Annotated in this window: 17 protein-coding genes; 7 read left to right on the top strand and 10 right to left on the bottom strand. The window is 48.5% G+C overall.

Annotated features, from left to right (window positions below):
- Window positions 1-65: 65 nt before the first annotated feature.
- Window positions 66-395 (bottom strand): AzlD domain-containing protein, encoded by a 330-nt coding sequence (locus L696_RS0100375; protein ID WP_025681881.1) that lies wholly within the window; start codon window positions 393-395, stop codon window positions 66-68.
- Window positions 392-1,117 carry an AzlC family ABC transporter permease gene (locus L696_RS0100370; RefSeq protein WP_025681880.1) on the bottom strand — a complete coding sequence of 242 codons (726 nt, stop codon included), beginning with the start codon at window positions 1,115-1,117 and terminating at the stop codon, window positions 392-394. Before L696_RS0100370 ends, L696_RS0100375 begins: the two co-directional genes overlap by 4 nt.
- Before the next feature lie 166 nt (window positions 1,118-1,283).
- Here L696_RS0100370 and L696_RS0100365 point away from each other — a divergent pair, with 166 nt between their 5' ends.
- Entirely contained in the window at window positions 1,284-1,832 is a 549-nt protein-coding gene (locus tag L696_RS0100365) for a helix-turn-helix domain-containing protein (RefSeq protein WP_025681879.1), read from the top strand.
- A 79-nt stretch (window positions 1,833-1,911) separates the two neighbouring features.
- The gene (locus tag L696_RS0100360) at window positions 1,912-2,427 is read left to right on the top strand and encodes an acyl-CoA thioesterase (protein ID WP_014280639.1); all 516 of its coding nucleotides are present in this window, start codon (window positions 1,912-1,914) and stop codon (window positions 2,425-2,427) included.
- A gap of 188 nt (window positions 2,428-2,615) precedes the next feature.
- Here the strand turns inward: L696_RS0100360 and L696_RS0100355 are convergent, their stop codons facing one another.
- Complete coding sequence (locus L696_RS0100355; protein ID WP_025681878.1) at window positions 2,616-4,082, bottom strand: RICIN domain-containing protein; 1,467 nt, start codon at window positions 4,080-4,082, stop codon at window positions 2,616-2,618.
- A gap of 211 nt (window positions 4,083-4,293) precedes the next feature.
- Here L696_RS0100355 and L696_RS0100350 point away from each other — a divergent pair, with 211 nt between their 5' ends.
- Together L696_RS0100350 and L696_RS0100345 are read left to right on the top strand one after the other, a co-directional pair.
- Window positions 4,294-4,992 carry a 4'-phosphopantetheinyl transferase family protein gene (locus L696_RS0100350; RefSeq protein WP_025681877.1) on the top strand — a complete coding sequence of 233 codons (699 nt, stop codon included), beginning with the start codon at window positions 4,294-4,296 and terminating at the stop codon, window positions 4,990-4,992.
- A gap of 119 nt (window positions 4,993-5,111) precedes the next feature.
- Window positions 5,112-6,701: an amidohydrolase gene (locus L696_RS0100345; RefSeq protein WP_025681876.1), complete on the top strand. Its 1,590-nt coding sequence runs from the start codon at window positions 5,112-5,114 to the stop codon at window positions 6,699-6,701.
- A 71-nt stretch (window positions 6,702-6,772) separates the two neighbouring features.
- On the opposite strand, the gene L696_RS0100340 is transcribed toward L696_RS0100345, so the two are convergent.
- The 3 genes from L696_RS0100340 to L696_RS0100330 all read right to left on the bottom strand — a co-directional run bounded on the left by L696_RS0100340 (window position 6,773) and on the right by L696_RS0100330 (window position 9,909).
- On the bottom strand, window positions 6,773-8,395 hold the full coding sequence (locus L696_RS0100340; RefSeq protein WP_025681875.1) for an S-layer homology domain-containing protein: 1,623 nt from the start codon (window positions 8,393-8,395) through the stop codon (window positions 6,773-6,775).
- A gap of 144 nt (window positions 8,396-8,539) precedes the next feature.
- Window positions 8,540-9,403 (bottom strand): DegV family protein, encoded by an 864-nt coding sequence (locus L696_RS0100335; protein ID WP_025681874.1) that lies wholly within the window; start codon window positions 9,401-9,403, stop codon window positions 8,540-8,542.
- Between the two features lie 32 nt (window positions 9,404-9,435).
- The gene (locus tag L696_RS0100330; protein ID WP_025681873.1) at window positions 9,436-9,909 is read right to left on the bottom strand and encodes a hypothetical protein; all 474 of its coding nucleotides are present in this window, start codon (window positions 9,907-9,909) and stop codon (window positions 9,436-9,438) included.
- Window positions 9,910-10,128: 219 nt separating this feature from the next.
- On the opposite strand from L696_RS0100330, the gene L696_RS0100325 reads away from it, so the two are divergent.
- Entirely contained in the window at window positions 10,129-10,512 is a 384-nt protein-coding gene (locus tag L696_RS0100325; protein WP_025681872.1) for a DUF423 domain-containing protein, read from the top strand.
- 110 nt (window positions 10,513-10,622) lie between these two features.
- Here L696_RS0100325 and L696_RS0100320 read toward each other — a convergent pair whose 3' ends face one another.
- The 4 genes from L696_RS0100320 to infC all read right to left on the bottom strand — a co-directional run bounded on the left by L696_RS0100320 (window position 10,623) and on the right by infC (window position 14,589).
- Window positions 10,623-11,171 (bottom strand): hypothetical protein, encoded by a 549-nt coding sequence (locus tag L696_RS0100320; RefSeq protein WP_025681871.1) that lies wholly within the window; start codon window positions 11,169-11,171, stop codon window positions 10,623-10,625.
- A 528-nt stretch (window positions 11,172-11,699) separates the two neighbouring features.
- On the bottom strand, window positions 11,700-12,671 hold the full coding sequence (nudK, locus tag L696_RS0100315) for a GDP-mannose pyrophosphatase NudK (RefSeq protein ID WP_025681870.1): 972 nt from the start codon (window positions 12,669-12,671) through the stop codon (window positions 11,700-11,702).
- 2 nt (window positions 12,672-12,673) lie between these two features.
- Complete coding sequence (locus L696_RS0100310; RefSeq protein WP_025681869.1) at window positions 12,674-13,858, bottom strand: MerR family transcriptional regulator; 1,185 nt, start codon at window positions 13,856-13,858, stop codon at window positions 12,674-12,676.
- Between the two features lie 185 nt (window positions 13,859-14,043).
- On the bottom strand, window positions 14,044-14,589 hold the full coding sequence (gene infC, locus L696_RS0100305) for a translation initiation factor IF-3 (protein WP_025681868.1): 546 nt from the start codon (window positions 14,587-14,589) through the stop codon (window positions 14,044-14,046).
- Window positions 14,590-14,834: 245 nt separating this feature from the next.
- On the opposite strand from infC, the gene L696_RS0100300 reads away from it, so the two are divergent.
- Both L696_RS0100300 and L696_RS0100295 read left to right on the top strand, forming a co-directional pair.
- A complete protein-coding gene (locus tag L696_RS0100300) occupies window positions 14,835-15,830 on the top strand; it encodes an ABC transporter substrate-binding protein (RefSeq protein ID WP_025681867.1) in 996 nt (331 codons plus the stop codon).
- A partial coding sequence (locus tag L696_RS0100295; protein ID WP_025681866.1) for an iron ABC transporter permease occupies window positions 15,827-17,583 on the top strand: 1,757 nt, incomplete at its 3' end. The genes L696_RS0100300 and L696_RS0100295, both read left to right, overlap by 4 nt.

The following is a 17,583-nucleotide window of genomic DNA, read 5'->3' as shown; positions in this document are numbered from 1 at the left end:
GGATAACGAACGCAGAATGAATATCTAAAAAGGTGCAGCCGTAAAACGGGATTGCACCTTTTTTTCTATCCCATCCACAGCAGTCGAACGACAGCCATACTCACAATACCGACAACAACGGTAGCCAGCAGGTTTTTGCTCCATAAGGCAGTCACCAGTGTAGGAAGGATAGCAATAAGCACTTGCCAATTAAAAGTGACGGAGCCTTCCGTTCGAACGAGTAGATGTTCCATCACGAGCGCCGTGAAAATGCAAATAGGGATATAGGACAACCCTTGGAGCACAGGCTTGGGCAGCGCCAGCTTTTGCAGCACGACAAAGGGAATGATTCTCGGGATGGCTGTGACGACCATACCGCCGATAATGATGTACATGACATATGGATCAATGTTCATTTGTCAGTTAACACTCCAATCGTTGCGGTAATCATAGTAGCTACAATAACCGCGATATGAGATGGCACCCACCAGGATAAAAGGTACATCAGGATAGCCATACACAGCACGAGCAGCAGTCGGTGCTTGAGCTTGGAGGTTTGGACACTTTGTAGCTGCGAAATGAGCAAGGCAAGAAACATCGCAGGCAGGGCGAAATCCAGACCAAAAGCCTCCGGCCGGGAAATCCAGTTCCCGAGAATCCCTCCTGCAACACAGGAGGCAATCCAGACGAGGTAAGCAGTTATATTGAGCCCGTTCATCCAGCGGTCACTGACCTGCCCGCCTTTGGCCAGTTTATCAGAGGCTACCCCGAAGGATTCGTCTGTCAAAAGAACGCCAATACCTATATTTTTCCACAATGAATACTTTGAGAAATAAGGAGCCAACGATGCGCTTAACAACAGGTGGCGGGCATTCACAATAAAAGTCGTTAAAATAATGACAGAGGGAGGACTGGCCGTAACCAGCATCGAGCACATAATAAATTGGGAAGCTCCTGCGTAGACAAGCGCCGACATCAGGGCCATTTCCATCGTGCTAACACCTGACGAGGCCCCCACAATGCCTGCCGCGAAGCCAATACACACATAACCGAGCAACGTAGGGATACAATCCTTGACTCCTTGTAAAAAGTGGAGTGGATCGCGCTCCGTTTCGCTCAACCCCGAAGCTATAGACATTTCAACCTTCCCTTCATTTTAAATTTCATTATAGTATATAACGGAACCTTGAAAATAATCAATATATTATACATTTGTATGTTATGGTGAACATCATCTATAGCTAACGGGCCTACTTTTGTGTATTCTTCTTGTATAGACTTTTGGATACGAGGAGGTACAGTCTGTGGATTCAATGCAGTATATCATCGGTTCTAATTTGGCTCATATCAGGAAGATTAGAGGACTTAGCCTGGATAAAGTGGCTGAACTGACAGGGGTCAGCAAAGGAATGCTGGCACAGATTGAGAAGGGAAAATCCAATCCTACGGTGACTACACTTTGGAAAATCGCCAACGGTTTGCATGTGTCCTTTTCCACACTCCTCAAAGAGGACTCCCCACAAATCACTAAAATCAGCAGGGAAGACCTGCATCCAGTGATTGATGAGAACGGCAACTATTTTGTGTACCCTGTATTCCCGTATCATTCGGAAAAAAAGTTCGAGGTGTTCATCGTAAGCCTGAAGCCGGGTTTCACACACCAGGCGGAGCAGCATTTGGGGGAAGAATCCATTCTTATGATCCGTGGGGAAATGTGCTTTGAAATGAAGGGACAACAGCTCAAACTGAGCGCAGGAGATGCTGTGCAATTTCAAGTGAATGATCTTCATACTTACCGTAATGAGTCGGATGCGGATGCGGATTTTTATGTCTTGATTTATTATGCGGATTAGTGGGATGATTAGCACAGTCTAACACAGGCTTCCACTATATAAAAAGATTGCTACGAGGAAAAGAGGGGAAAGAGAATCCATGGAAAGCAAGTACATCCGAGAAACCTACTGCTTCAAGACGTCCCGTGTATTTCCCAACGATATCAACAATCATAACACGCTCTTCGGAGGCCGATTGATGTCGTATATCGACGATATTGCGTCTATCGCAGCCTCCAAGCTATGCCGCACGAATACGGTCACAGCGTCTACGGATTCGGTGGATTTTTTGCTGCCCATCCATCCGAGCGATTCCGTCACGCTGGAGGCGTTCGTAACCTGGACAGGTCGTAGCTCTATGGAGGTATTTGTGAAGGTTATCCGCGAAGGACTGATGACTGGCGACCGGAAAATCGCAGCCACCGCCTTCCTGACCTTTGTGGCGCTGGACGAGAATAACCGTAAAGTCATCGTGCCGCAGGTCATTCCGGAGACAGAAGAAGAATTACAATTGCACCAGACTGCGCCATCTCGTGCAGCGATACGGCGTCAGCGCAGGGAGGAAAGCAAGCAATTGGCGAGCTTCCTGACAACAGATTATCCGTGGGAGCTGTAACGTTCTGACGCGCTTCAAGCCGATCTGGACAAGGGTTAGCCCAGATAAAGGTTTAACTATTCATTTTCCCGCAAAAAAAAGCCGTTCTTCCGTTAGCAGTGATCTGCTGGGGAGACGGCTTTTTGGAAATTACGGAGTCACTGGAAGCTGCTACCTCAATGACAATGATGATGTCTATTCTGAACGAACTAATTTACTTTCACTACACGAAAATGCTGATTCGTTCCGCCGTTATCCCCCCATTGAATCGCTTTGGCTCCATCGGCGGTAGTGCCTTCGGAAATGTCGATCAGCTTGCCCGTTGCCCGGTTTTTCAGCTTGTAATAACCTCCGGTTACAGATACCAGCTGCCATTGCTGGCTGGACCAGCCTCCGTCGCTCCATTGCTCGATGACCGCTCCGTCCGTCGTCGCTCCGTTTTCAACGCCGATCAGCTTGCCGCTGTTGCGGTTCACGATTTTGTAATATCCGCCGCCCGCATCCTTGAGCTGCCATTGCTGGCTGGGTGCTCCTGAATTTGCACGCTGCTCCAGATCTGCGCCGTCTGTTGTTGCACCGTCAATTACATTCAGCGGCTTGTTGCTCTTGCGGCTTACCAACTGATAATATCCGTCCGGGTCAATGGCGATTGGCGTGGTTACACCTTGAATCACACCGCTGGCGGTGTCGATGTTCATACTGTCGAACCAGTCCATAGCCAGGGAAGTCCCGGTTGGAAAACGCAGCGGCAGCCATACATATTGTGAATCCTGCACAGGACCGCTCCATGCCCCCGCCCAGCGGTCCCCCAAATACAGGTACGAGGTCGTTTGGGTACCTTCTACCGGAATGACGTAGGCCGATTGTGAACCGTAGGTCGTACTGTCTCCGAAGTTAATCGTGTTGCTCCACGTTCCATCAATGCTGGATGCCGTAGCATACTTGGCCTGATTGGGATTCCAGCCTGTAGCCCCGGATGTGATCAGGAAGTAGACGTCTCCTTTTTTGAACATCGCCGGAGCTTCACGATATTGTCCCGGCCAGAGCGTGGTCACCAGCGCTTCTACTTGCAGGAAATCCGGTGTCAGACGATAAATGTTCAGGTCGGCATTCACACGAGTAGCTGAGATCAGATACGCCGTACCGTTGTCATTGTACACAGTCATATCCCTTGAATCGTAATCCAGTGGACGGAAGCTGCCCTGATAGGTGTAATCCCCGTCTACTGTATCCGAAGAGGCAACTGCCACTTGGGCTTCGTTGTAATTAACTCCATTTTCCTTGTGCATCCACAATACGTATTTGCGTGTTTTCTCATTATAAATAACTTTTGGACGTTCAATATTCGAAACATTCAGCTCTACTGCCGAGCTGCTGGTCAGCACGTTTTTGCGGAACTCCCAGTTTTTTAAATCAGAGGAACGGTAGGCGGATACCGCCTTGAACGTGCCGTTGGGGTTGCGATTTTCACCAAACCAGTAGTAGTAACCGTCTACCTTAATCATACCGCCCCCATGGGCATGGACCACGTTTCCAGCAGTGTCTTTAAACTGAATACCATTCACAACATTCGCTGGAGCCGCTGAAGCGATCTTGGGTGAAAACATCTGGAAAATGCTCAACGACAGCAAAACAGCGAGCATAATACACAGTAAGACGGCAAAATCATATTTCATTGTTTCGTCCCCCCTCTGTATTTTTTTAAAGCGCTTACAAAAATGATTTATACTGAATAGCTCTCTATGCTGATACCTATCACCCTGTCTGATGCTGCAATGTGAGCAGCAAGAGGATTATATCCCAATTGTATCCATATTGAATTGAAAGTGCTAGAGTAGTATATTGACCATGTACACCGTACACTTATTACGGCATAGGGGGCCAACCATGGAAATATATGCGATTGACACGAGCAAGCCGGAGGCAGACGGTCATTACGAGTCACTGCTAAACCGGGTTTCGACTGAAAAGCGGCAGAAGCTGGATCGTTTTTTGCATCGGGAGGATGCTTTAAGGGGCTTATACGCCGATGTGTTGTTAAGGTGGCTGGCCTGTCGGCAATTGAAGGTATCCAACGCCAGTCTTCAGTTTACATATAATGCTTTCGGCAAGCCTTCCTTGTTGAATGCACCTGCATTCCATTTTAATGTTTCTCATTCGGGAAAATGGGTGGTATGCGCCGTGGATGACCATCCGCTCGGAATCGACATTGAACAGCTCCGTCCTATTGATTTTGAGGTGGGAAGGGTGTGCTTTTCGGACAAGGAGTATGATGCGTTGATGCGTCAGGAGGCGGAGAGCCGCTTATCCTATTTTTACGATCTGTGGACGCTCAAGGAAAGCTTTGTGAAGGCCGAAGGACAGGGATTAACGCTGCCTCTAAAGTCATTTTCATTCAATTTAAGCGAGTGTCCGTTGATCGGTTTTACGACGGAAGGCTTTACCACTGAGTATTGTCATTTTAAACAGTATGAGATCGATGGACACTACAAAATGGCTGTCTGTGCAACACATGACCACTTTGCCGATCTGGTGCAGCAGGTAAACATACATACACTATATTTGGAATCGGCAGCACAGGCGTGATTTGAAGCACCATCCGACTGCGCAGTGGCGATGCAGTGGCGATGCAGTGGCGATATAGTGGCGATATAGTAACTCTTTAGTTTGGTTTATATAGTTGGAAAAAAGGGAGATGAGCTGCGTTGACGCTAACATTGTTCAAGCACGGCAAGCTGTATGGGGAAGGGGCTACCAAGGGAGATTCGGTCATTGTACAAAATGGCATTATACAGGCCATCGGACAAGCACGGGAGCTTGAATTGCAATTGTCGGGTAAGGAATATGACACGGTGGATTGGGAGGACGCTTATGTGTTGCCGGGCTTGACCGACTCACATATGCATTTGTCCATGCATGGCATGAAGCTGGCGATGCTGGATTTTACGTCGGCTACTTCGAAGGAAGAAATGCTTGATATGCTGCGTAAACGGGTTGCGGTAACACCGCCGGGAGAATGGATTTTAGGGCTGAACTGGAACGAAAATGCGTTTATTCCTGTTGAGATTCCGACCCTATCGGAGCTTGATGCCATTACGGATCAGCATCCGGTATATTTGACTCGTACTTGCTTTCATACGTTTCTGGCGAATTCAGAAGCGTTTCGACGTGCTGGTATTGGCGAGAACACCCCTGATCCGGCTTCGGGAGCCTACGGAAGAAATGCTGATGGACAGTTGAACGGATTGATTTATGAGGAAGCGTCCACTGCCTTTACAAGTGTGCAGCCAGAGCCTGATTATTCGGTTAAAAAAGATGCAATCCGCCGAGCTTGTCTGGATGCACTACGGCTCGGTTTGACGGCTGCGCACACGGAGGATTTGCGTTTTCTGGGCAGCGTGGACACCATGCAGCGGATTTACAGGGAGCTGAGGGAGGAAGGCATTGCTTTTCGTACGCATCAGCTCATCTATCATCCGTTCATGGAAGAAGCGAAAGCGCAAGGTTTGCGTGCTGGTGACGGAAATGAGTGGTTTAAAATCGGCGCGGTAAAAATGTTTGCCGATGGTGCGATTGGTGGAAGAACTGCACTATTGTCTGCGCCCTATAGCGATGCTCCACATACCAGCGGCATGGCGATTCAACCGCAACCAGAGCTGAATCAGATGGTGGCGGCTGTCAGAGCCGCAGGTTTTCCGGTCGCTGTACATGCGATAGGGGATGGGGCGGCGCATATGATTTTGACAGCGATGGAAGCCCATGCGCTAACGGAGGAAAGCGGTTTGCCGGATCGTCTGATCCACGGACAGGTGCTAACTGCCGATCTAGTCAAGAGAATGGCGAAGCTGCCGCTGATTGCAGACATCCAGCCGCGTTTTGTAGCAAGTGATTTCCCGTGGGTGCTGGATCGGGTTGGCGAGGAACGTACTGAATATTTGTATGCCTGGAAAAAGCTGCTGAGCGCAGGTATTCCATGTGCTGGCGGCAGTGACGCGCCGATTGAGCCGTTGGACCCTTTTCTCGGCATGCATGCCGCTGTGACCCGCACCAAGCCAGGAGAGACGCACGAGGGCTATCTTCCCGATGAAAAGCTGGACATTCACGAAGCCATTCATCTGTTTACCATCGGAAGCGCAGTAGCTGCGGGAGAAGCGGATAAACGGGGGTCGATGGCTGTAGGCAAAGCCGCCGATTTTACGGTCATTGACCGGGACTTGTCGGAGCGCCCACAGGCTTTGCTTGACGTTAAAGCACGTATGACGGTTGTGAACGGAATCGTTGCGTACCGGGCATAGACGGGCGATAAGGATGTATGCAAAAAACCTTCAACCTCACGCTAAAAGTGAAGTTGAAGGTTTTTTGGCCTTTACAAACCACGCTGCGCGAAACGGTCTGCATTTTTCACACTAGACCATAGATCAGAGCTTGCCCCGCCCGGATACCAGTAGGCGAAGCCTGCAAACCCGTTGTCCTGTCCCAGACGGTATTTACGGGTAAAGGATCGCCCTTCCTCCAGCCATAGCTTATGAAGCTGAGTATCCTTGTAGGAAACCGTATACTGCTGAATATCCTCATGCCAGACCGGTTTGGAGGTGGAACGAGACATAAGCTGGTTTTGCTCAATCAAGGAAATATCCGACGAAGCGACCGATTGACCACTCGCATTCAGGGTCCAGTTTCGTGTGAATAAAGGCAATGCCAATATTGCCTTATCCGGGTCGGTGGTTAATACAAAGCGCCGTACGCTTTCACGGAGCCACGGTAATGAGGATACGGAGCCAGGGGTCGAGCTGCCTCCCCAATGTTCGTCATATCCCATCAGGATCAAATAGTCTGCCGCAGCGCCAAGTTGCTTATAATCAAAGGCAGCTGTCCAGTCTGTACCGTAATCAGGAGATACACAGATTGCCAGTACAGCATTCAAGCCTTTTAACTTTGCTTTTAATTGTTGGATGAACAATGTGAGCTGAGTACGATCCTGACCAGCTACATTTTCAAAATCAATCACAAGCCCATCCAGATGATGTGTAGATACGGCATTCGCAAGCTGAGTTATGGTTTTGTTCCGTAAAACATCACTGGACAGGATTTGGTGTGTCATCGTTAGATTGGAACGATTGCCTACCATCGCCCAGATTTTTTTTTGATGCTGTTTGGACCAGGTGAGGAGCGAGGTGTTTGTGAGATCGCTAATATTACCCGTTTCGTTTAGAAAAAACCAGCGCGGTGATAGCGTATTAATGTTAGATTGAAGCACGGAGCTTTCAAACTGTTGAACGCTCTGATCATATTGCCAGCCTAGTCGGATGGAAGATGCCGCGGAGGCTGTTTTGGAGGCATGCTGTGTTGAATACGTCAGCAGACGTTCCAGAAGTGCTGCTGTTTCTTCGCGGGTCAGGGTAGATGTGGGGCGAAATTGGTTTCCTTCCCCTTTCATAAAGCCGTAACGGTTCACGGTAGTTACAGCTTCAACAGCCCAATCTGCAATCTGGTCGGTGTCTGTAAAAGTGGAAACCGCTGCTTCTGATCCCGTCGAGCGTATGAGGCGGGCGATCATCAAGGCTGCTTCTTGACGGGTTACAGGGCTGTTGGGTTGAAACGTGGCGGATGTCCCTTTCTGCACCACGTCAAGCTGGGAGGCTGCTTCAATCCATCCGTAATACCAGGCTTGTTTGAATACATCCCGATAGGAGGGGACCGATGCTTGTACAGGTTCCAGACCGAGTGTGCGATCCAGCGCGGTAACCCATTCGGCTCTCGTAACCGCCTTTTTGGGAGAAAAGTAGCCAAGTTGTGTACCTGCCAAAATTCCTTTGGCGTGCAGTGAGGTGATTGCTTGATAAGCATAGCTGTCTGAAATATCCTGAAACGCCACACCGGCTGCGGCTGCGGGAACGGATAAACTTGAAGCGGATGCAGTTATTATAGTTATGGCGGCAGTCGCCAACAGGGTGAGTTTGGTTAGCAAGCGTGATCGTATGGGGCTCATACACAATAACCTTCTTTTTTTATGATAGATTGTCAGACGAATCGTTCGTCACATGACGACTAATACTATCAAAAATAGTAAAGTTATTCATTGCTAAATTGTTGGAAAACACCAAAAAGCCCTTACCTGTAGAGGCAAGGGACTTTATATTCGAAACAATTCTTTTTTGGCATACATTATACCAATCGTCTGTGGACCACAATGACTGGAAATGACACATCCGGCTGTTGCCAGCAGCACCTCCTGCACTCCCGTTTCTTCCTGCAAACGAGCTTGCAGCATCAGCGCATCTTCCTCAGCCAAGGCATGTACGACAATAATGATATCGTTATCCATATGTTCCCGCTGGTTCAGGGCATTTTGCAGCATCTGATCCAGCGCCTTTTCACGTTTGCCGCGGACTTTGTACGCAGGTGTCATTTTTCCGTCTATTACTTTGATCACCGGACGAATTTTGAGCAGACTACCGATCAGGTTTTGCATCCCTGAGCATCTTCCGCCTTTGTACAGATATTCGAGCGTATCAATCACGAATTCCGTGTCCACCAGAGGGCGGGTTCTCGTCAGCATGTCTACAATCTGTTCCAACGTACTGCCGTTGGCTGCGGCGCGTGCGGCCTTCATCACAAGCATGCCAAAGCCGCACGACAGATTCAAGGAATCAAAGACGGTAATGCGGCCTTCCGGAAACTCGGAGGTAGCGAGCAGCGCATTTTGGTAGGTTGAGGACAGCTCGGAAGACAGACTGATATATAAAATGTCGTCCCCTTGTTCTATGTAGGGAGCAAAGGCTTGAATAAAGTCCGATGGAGAAGGTGCGGCGGTTCGCGGCAAATGTCCCTCACGACTTACGCGCTGAAATAACTGTTCTGGCTGGATATCCACGCCATCCCGTAATGATTCATCCCCAAATACCGCATACAATGGTACAATGCTAATCTCGTACTGCTCGCGCCATTGGACCGGAATATCACTGGTACTGTCCGCAAAAATTTTGATTTTGTTCATACATTGAATCCTCTCTGTGTGATGCGGAGAAATTATAAGGATTGCACAGAGGAAGGATAGATATCCGCTGTGTTACTCGGAATGGCGAGACCCATGGCCAGAAGTACAATGAAGCCCAGAATAATGAACGCATTAATGATTAGCCCTGCAATGGCAAAGGCTTTCTTGCGGTTCTTCAACGCAATTCCAATAATGCCAACCACAAGCCCGGCGCAATTCAATAACAGACTGCCTAAAAATACAAAAGGAAGCAGGACGGTTCCGGTTTGTTGCAGAACAACTTCCGGGTTCAGGGTTTGGTATTGGCTGAAATGAGCCAACAGATTAATGACCATAACAGCCAGAATGATATACCCGATCAGGCTGACGAGCGACATCATAAAAGAAGCGATACCGGGACCGGAATGCTTGAGCTTGACTGGAGGCTGGAAGACGGGAGCTTCTGAAAAAACAGGATGCTCCTCAGACGCAACAGGCTTTTGCAGATTAGGATCTTGGTTACTCATTTTTTCAACTCCTTCAACAGTATCTGAACAGGTACTAATTTTCCACAAAATGAACAAAAAAGCAAGGGACCTTATACATTACCCTCCAAAAGACAGGGTTTAATCATGGAATTCTGCAAGGTTCAAATTTAAATGGAGTGGCTGGTAAACTTCACATGGATTCGATAAAATAAGGAGATAGCTTGGATTAGAGGATGAGATGAAAAGGAGTACACAAACATGCAACGCAGATGGATAATTGTAGGATCTATAATGATGCTGCTGGCGGTAGCTATTGGAGCGTTCGGGGCTCATATCGTGAAAACGCGGATCGACGCGGGCGCTTTGGCCGTGTATGAAACCGGTGTGAAATATCATATGATTCACGCTGTCGGTTTGCTGATCATTGCATTGGCTGCGGGACAGTGGGGAGCGTCGGCTCGTTTAAAATGGGCAGCGCGGCTGCTGTTTACGGGAATCATTTTGTTTTCCGGCAGCTTGTATGTGCTGAGTTTGACCGGGATTCGCGTGTTAGGTGCCATTACCCCGCTGGGGGGCGTGTGTTTTATCGCAGGTTGGCTTTTGCTGGCATTCGCTGCCTTGGGTTTGAAGAAAGAGGATTAGTTTAACTTGTCAGATCATATCACAAAAAAAAGAGAATCGCTTGGAAAGGCATAACGTTTTTCCGGCGGTTCTCTTTTTGCGTGTTATTTCATGATGTAAGTGTTTTACATTTACGATGTGATTTCATCAATTTCATTCATTTTAAAGGAGTAAACCTGTTTCTCATCCACATGATACACACTCAACAGGCTATTATCATGATCCAAATTAAGTATGCGACACGGGATGCTTCGTTGTCCACCATAGCGGTTCACGATTAACCGTACAAGCGTATTATCTTGTATATAACGTTTAATCCAATCATGAGTGCTAAGTTCTTGTTGTGTTGCAGGCTTCGGCTGTACGTGGGATTGTTCGATCTCTTGAACGACAGGTGGCTTGTTCGTAGCCGCGGCTAATTTTTTTTTGGAGAACTTCTCCGCAAGCTTAGCGGCAGCGTCAGATGAGCCGTTAGCGGCTGACTGTTTTTTTAGATACAGTGCAGCTTCGATTAAATTACCAAGTTCGATACCAGATTGAATCCGGCTATCCGCAATTTGTTCGTTTTGGCTCAAGAGGTTAAGCAGGAACTGAAGGGCCTCTACATTCGAACGACCTTTAACTAATACATCTACATTAAATAAATAACTGGCTTCGTCTTGATTTGATTCTGTTTTCATACATCCTCCAGCCCAAGCCCTGGGTAATTAGTCTTTTATAGTACCTATCAATATATCATTAAAACGAAATCTGTCATAGTACCTTAGGCCCTGTTATTAGGTATCAACAAAAATAGGGCCTGTATAAACGTATAAAAATTCCGGACGAAAAATGAGGAGGTGTGACCGAGCTGTAGCTGAGTAGACTTTGAATAAGCCGATGAAAATACCAACTTGTACTATATATATACAGAGAATAAACGAGAGTGAGAGTGAAATCAAGCAGTTTAAATTTTAAATATTTCTTTTGATTGTAATATGTATGGGAAGTGAAGAAAAGTGGATAATATAAGACTCCGTTAGCGGCTTCATCTGCGCTGACAAGCGATTTCAGGGAAGGGGTATTCTGTCGGGATGCTCTTTTTCACTTGCCGTTATAGATAGCACGGTGGAACCCTAGCATAATAACGGCAAGCTCATTTGAATGGTAAGTGTTGGAGCATGTAAAGTGTTCAGAGTGATTTAGGTTTAGCAATAGATGGACTAAGTCTAGGGTTGGGTTACTGGTGGGAGATCCTCAAGATGCTCGAAAATAAGCAGTTGCTTCTCTCTTGCGACCTTGACCATTTCATCAGCACCCTGCGAGGGTCCTCCAATTCGAAGCACTGCATCGCAGTGGTCTAGCAGGCGAATGGAGGACGGATGAAAAATGCGGTTGAAAACCTCATCACCCAAAGAAGTGGAACCAGCTGTGGCGATTAGGGGCAATGCATACCACTCCCCTAGAACCGGTAAATGCCCAGCTTCATACACTTGAAGAGCAATTTCATTCATGAACTGAACATTTTTCTCGATCAGCACGGGATCATCAGACGTTCCGGAACGATAAGGTCCCGCTATAAGAATATGCAACGAATTTGTTTTTTCCTTTAAAAGACCATGGATTTGAGCGTATTGGAGCAGCAAAATCGTCTTGGCATCACGAATTTCTCCGCTTTTGACCAAATTGAGCGCCTGAATAAAAGGAAGCTCTACCACTTCAATGTTTTCCTGATCATCTTCAAGTCCATCACCCAGTCCTGTTGCCATATCTTCGTTATACTCTGCTACAAAAAAATACAGGATTTCGGTAACCGATCCGGGCGACATGTAGGCCTCACCAACCTTTTGTACACAGTCGACACGGTATCCTGTCTCTTCCTCCGTTTCTCGCAGGATACTTTCCTCCGGTGTCTCTTTATCGAGCAGACCTGCACAGGTTTCGATAAGCATTCCCGTCTCATTACCGTTCTGGTAGGTTGGCATTCGGAACTGTCTGGTCAATACTATGGTTTGTTTTTTTCGATTATAAAGAAGGATTGTTGCTCCGTTGCCGCGGTCGTACACTTCACGGGATTGTGTCTCCCATTGGCCACTGTTTTTTTCATACTCGAACGTGACTTTCTTTAAGATGTACCAGTTATCCGATAAAAGCTCCTCTTTGACGATCCGTACTCTTGGTTGTTGCTCCACTGCTTTCATGTTCATTTCCTCCCTAGAAATATTCCATTTTCTTTCGTCAGTTGAAGGACACCAGTCTGCTTCAGGTTTTGGTTGACATGGATACGAAACATATCGATGGTCTTTCCTACAAGTCGTTCCCTTGCATTCATCGGAGTCGAAATCATATAATCGATCAGAGGTTCCGCTTCGTCTACCATCAGGCGGTCTTCGTAATGGAGCAACAGAAGCTTAGAAAAGCATGAAGACAGGAAGTCCATTCCGTTACCTAGGTGGAACCGATGAATCGCTTGATCTAATACGCGAAGATTGGGGTCGAAGGAAGCCGCCAAGTCCTCAAGCTCTTGAAGGTGCTGCGTACTCATCGTCGACGTGCAAACTAGTCCCCCGGGCTTTAAAACACGGTGCATTTCCTCGATCGCTCTGGGGATGTCCGAGACGTGATAAAGCATATTGTTAGCAAGCACCACATCGAATTGCTCTTCGTGAAAAGGGAGCTGTTGGGCATCAGCCGACAAAAATTTAAACATTGCATTGCTGCTGCCTAAGCGGCAACGTGCTTCCTCCACCATTCCGCTGGAGATATCGGTAAGCGTGATGCGCCAGCTATTGGGAATTCGTTCGGCATTTCTTAACCAAAAGGTCCCGTCACCGCAACCCAACTCGAGAATATGGGCTTCCGGTGTCACCTCCAACTGATCAAAAACCCAACGATGCCAGCCTTGAGGATTCGTACTGAACTTGTCGTAAAGGTTGATTCGTGCTTGCAAGCGGGTGGCCGTCCGATATTGATCCCCCCAATTCTCTTCCTTCTGTACGGCTTGTATAAGCTCCGCGAAGCGATCCAAATCGGAGCCATCGGCCAACTTTTCCAAAGCTTTTCGAATAGCATGGACGATATGTTCCGTATGAGCGATCTTTTTCTGGAGAATATCGAGCTGTGCTTCCAACGAATGTCTGATGTCCCCATCGGATATCAACTCTGCGTTTAAGATGTCTTTAATTTCTTGAAGAGATAGCCCAACATACTTCAACGTCTGAATCCGCTGCAGTCGTTTCAGTTCCTTCACCGTATACTTGCGAGCAGAGCCAGAATGATGGTCTTCCGGGGTCAATAGTCCAATCTGATCGTAATATCGCAAAGTTCGGAGTGTCATACCTGTACTTTTGGCAAGCTGCCCAGTCGATAAATAATCTCCTTTGCTCAACAGGTTCTCCCTCCTTCCCATGCATTGATTTTCCAGTATAATCTACTAGGTTAGTATACTTGGTGACGTAACGTCACCAGCAAGTTAAATTTTTCGATAATTGAGTGTGTGGAAAACAGGGGCCCTGCTGTATGGTACAGATAAAAGGTTATCAATAGAAAAAGGAGGCCGAAACGGCCTCTTTTTCATTCTGTGTAAACAGTCTGTTTTTGCTTTGAGATGGGGTTTAATTTCACCTGTGAGCCTTTGCCGCCCGTCTGGATTCCGGTTTCCTTCATCCCGGCTTCTTTCAGATCGACCAATAGCCGCTCTACCACCGCTTTGGCGGCGGCCGCTTCCTTGGCGCCGGACGATTTTACGACCAACTGCACCGGCTTGCCGGAGCGCAGATGTTTGTCTGCTTGGCGCAGCTTCGTGTCGTAGTCATGCTCCTCGATATGAGCAGTGAAGCGAAGCTCCTTGACCTTTTCCTTACTGCTCTTTCCAGCCATGTTGCTACCGCTCGCCTTGCGTGTTCCGGTTTCCTTCTGCGCGAGCGATTTTCCCTTGCCCTTAGCTACTAGGCTACATGGCGGAGGACTGCTCATCAGTGATGTACAGACCAGATCCATTCCTTTGGATCGGGCCATAGCCAAGGCTTCCTCTCTCGAGACGATACCGATCTTCTCACCGTTGAGTCCAGTGAGCATGACCTCGGAAGCCTTTATTTGCTCGTTGATTAATACTGCCACGTAAATGAAGCCTCCCTTAAAAACAATGATAAAGCTATCATATACGGAACCCGTTTGCGATTCAATTTGGAATTCCGGGTAGCGGGCAGATGGAGCTTTCTTGTGAAAATAATCAATTAATGCGACATAGTTACTTTTCTTTAGTACAATCTTTGTTGACAAAATTAATCAACCCCTATACTCTTTAAATGATAATGATTATCATTTTCTAATGAGACATATACATGCAGGGGTGAATGAGAGAAATGAAAAAGATGTTGAACGGTCTATTGTTGTTTACGGTTTTTGCTATTGTATTGGCGGGTTGCGGATCAGCCGGGGATAGTTCGAAGCCGGGAGCCACTTCCCGGTCTGAGCAGACCAGCAAAGCGGCTGGGCCGGTTACGGTTAAAGATGATCACGGGGAAGTCAAGCTGGACAAGCCAGCCGAACGTATCGTTGTACTGGAATGGACGTTTACCGAAGACCTGATCGCGCTGGGTGTGCAGCCTGTTGGTAATGCGGACAATGCAAACTACAAGCTGTGGGTCACGCCAGAGGCGAAGCTGGCTGATAACGTAACTGATATTGGCACACGGGGCGAACCGAATCTGGAAGCGATTGCGGCGCTCAAACCGGACCTTATTATCTCTAACGCAGACAATAATGCAGCGATTTACGCACAGCTTAAGGGAATCGCACCAACGATAGAATACGATCCTTACAAGGGAAACGGTTATGATTACGACCGCATGGTCGAGATCTTTAAGCAGATCGCTGTGGCTACTGGAAAAACGGAGCAGGCGGATAAAGTCCTAAGCGAACTTGACCAACATTATATTGAAGCAAAGGCTACATTGGAAAAAGCGGGAAAAGCGGATTTCCACTATGCGCTGACCCAGGCCTTTACAGCTCAGAATGCTGCCAGCCTACGGATGTTCAAGGATAACTCGGTTGTAGTCGGAACGCTTGCGAAAATCGGTATGGTGAATGACTGGAAGTCGGACAAAACTGAGAAATATGGATTCAGCACTGTTGGCATCGAAGCACTTCCTGCTGTTCAGGACAGCCATTTTATCTACATTACGCAGAAGATGGACGATGTATTCGGAGCCGCGATGAAGAACAATTCAGTCTGGAAAGAACTGAATTTCGTCAAAGAAAAACGGACCTACCCACTGGACGGAACAACGTGGACGTTCGGCGGCCCAATCTCATCGAAAGTATTGGTTGATCAGGTGGTTGGAGTTCTGACGAAATGACCCGAGCAGACAGAACGAATTTGTCGAAGGCTTGGCGTGTAGGAAGCATTTTTGGGGGCGGATTGGCCGTCCTCATTGTGCTTTTTTTTGTAAGCTTGTGCTATGGAGAGGCGCCGATCCCGCTGCACACAGTAATTGAGGCGTTGACCCAGCGTCAGAATACGCTAGATCATAATATGGTTTGGGATCTGCGGATGCCGCGCACGGTTATCGGAATCTTGGCTGGCGGTGCGCTGGCTGTTGCCGGTGCGTTGCTACAGGCCATCACCAAAAATCCGTTGGCGGCTTCTGATACGCTCGGAATCAACGCCGGTGCCTACTTTGTGGTTGTGCTTGGTGCGGTGATGTTTCCCGCATTGCTGCATCAGGCTCCGTTTCTGTTTGCCGCCATCGGCGGCCTGCTGGCGGCGGTGCTTGCTTACTTTATGGGCGGTGGGCGAGCTGGCAGTCCGATCCGGCTGGCGCTTGCTGGCCTCATTGTGTCTATGGTGCTCGGTTCGTTTACCGGGGCACTGCATATTTTTTACTCCTTTGAAACGCAGGGATTGTTTCTATGGGGTTCCGGTTCGCTGGTGCAAAACGATTGGAGTGGCACTACTTATGCTTGGCCCTGGGTTGTAGGGCTCTCGGTTATCGCGGTTTTGCTGTCGAGGCAATTCGATGTACTGGATCTGGATGAGTCCACTTCCACGTCCCTCGGGCAAAAGGTGGGCTTGACCCGGGCGGCGGGAATTGTATTGGCGGTCCTGCTGTCGACCATTACAGTCAGCGTCATTGGACCCATCGGGTTTGTAGGTTTAGTGGCTCCGCATTTGGTGCGCTTAAGCGGCCTGAAAATGCATCGCTGGGTGCTGCCTGGTTCCTTCCTGTGGGGGGCACTGTTGTTGACGGGCGCTGACGTGCTGGCGAAAATGGTCCACCAATCAAGCATGGATCTGCCGACCGGAGCAGTAATGGCCTTGATCGGGGCCCCTTGGTTAATTTGGCTTATCCTGTGGAGGATGAAGCTGCCTTCCGGCATCGGCGGACAGTCTTCAATGAACATAGGTGTGCGTTCTCGGAAATTACCGTACGGCAGGCTGGTCACATTGTTTGCGTGCGGGGCCGTGCTTTTAACCGTATTCAGCCTGATGTTTGGAGGAATGCGTATTCCGGTGGGTGATCTGCTGTCTGGCCTGTTCGGCGGTGAGAGCGCGAATTCGGCTTTGCTACAGTTTAGAATTCCACGCACGCTGGTGGCGGCCGGGGCTGGTATCGCGCTTGCGGTCAGCGGTGTCCTGATCCAACTAGCCGTTCGCAATCCCTTGGCGGATGCCTCGATCATCGGGGTTTCTTCTGGAGCGGGATTCGGCGCGCTTGCAGTAATCATCGTCTGGCCCGGACTGCCTGTTTATGTGCTGCCAGTTGCTGCGATCGCTGGAGCGGCCGTTTCAGCGGCAGTGATCTTCTTTCTATCCTGGAACAAACATCTGAACCCGTCTGTAGTCATATTACTCGGCATCGCTGTATCAGCGATTGGAGCAGCCGGAATTCAGGTGCTAATTATCCAAGGCTCGCTGTGGGGCAGCACCGGTTATATTTGGCTGACGGGCAGTACCTATGCGCGAAGCTGGGCGCAGGTGACGACGATTCTGGCCTTTCTGCTCGTACTGCTGCCAGTCGCCTGGTGGCTAGCTCGCCGCTTCGATCTTTTGGTATTTGACGATAGCAGCGCCATGGGACTGGGGCTTCCGGTGCGTCGCACCCGCCTGCT

It is taken from the genome of Paenibacillus maysiensis (assembly GCF_000520815.1).
GTDB classification, from domain to species: Bacteria; Bacillota; Bacilli; order Paenibacillales; family Paenibacillaceae; genus Paenibacillus; species Paenibacillus maysiensis.
This window is presented reverse-complemented; position numbering and strand designations above follow the sequence as displayed.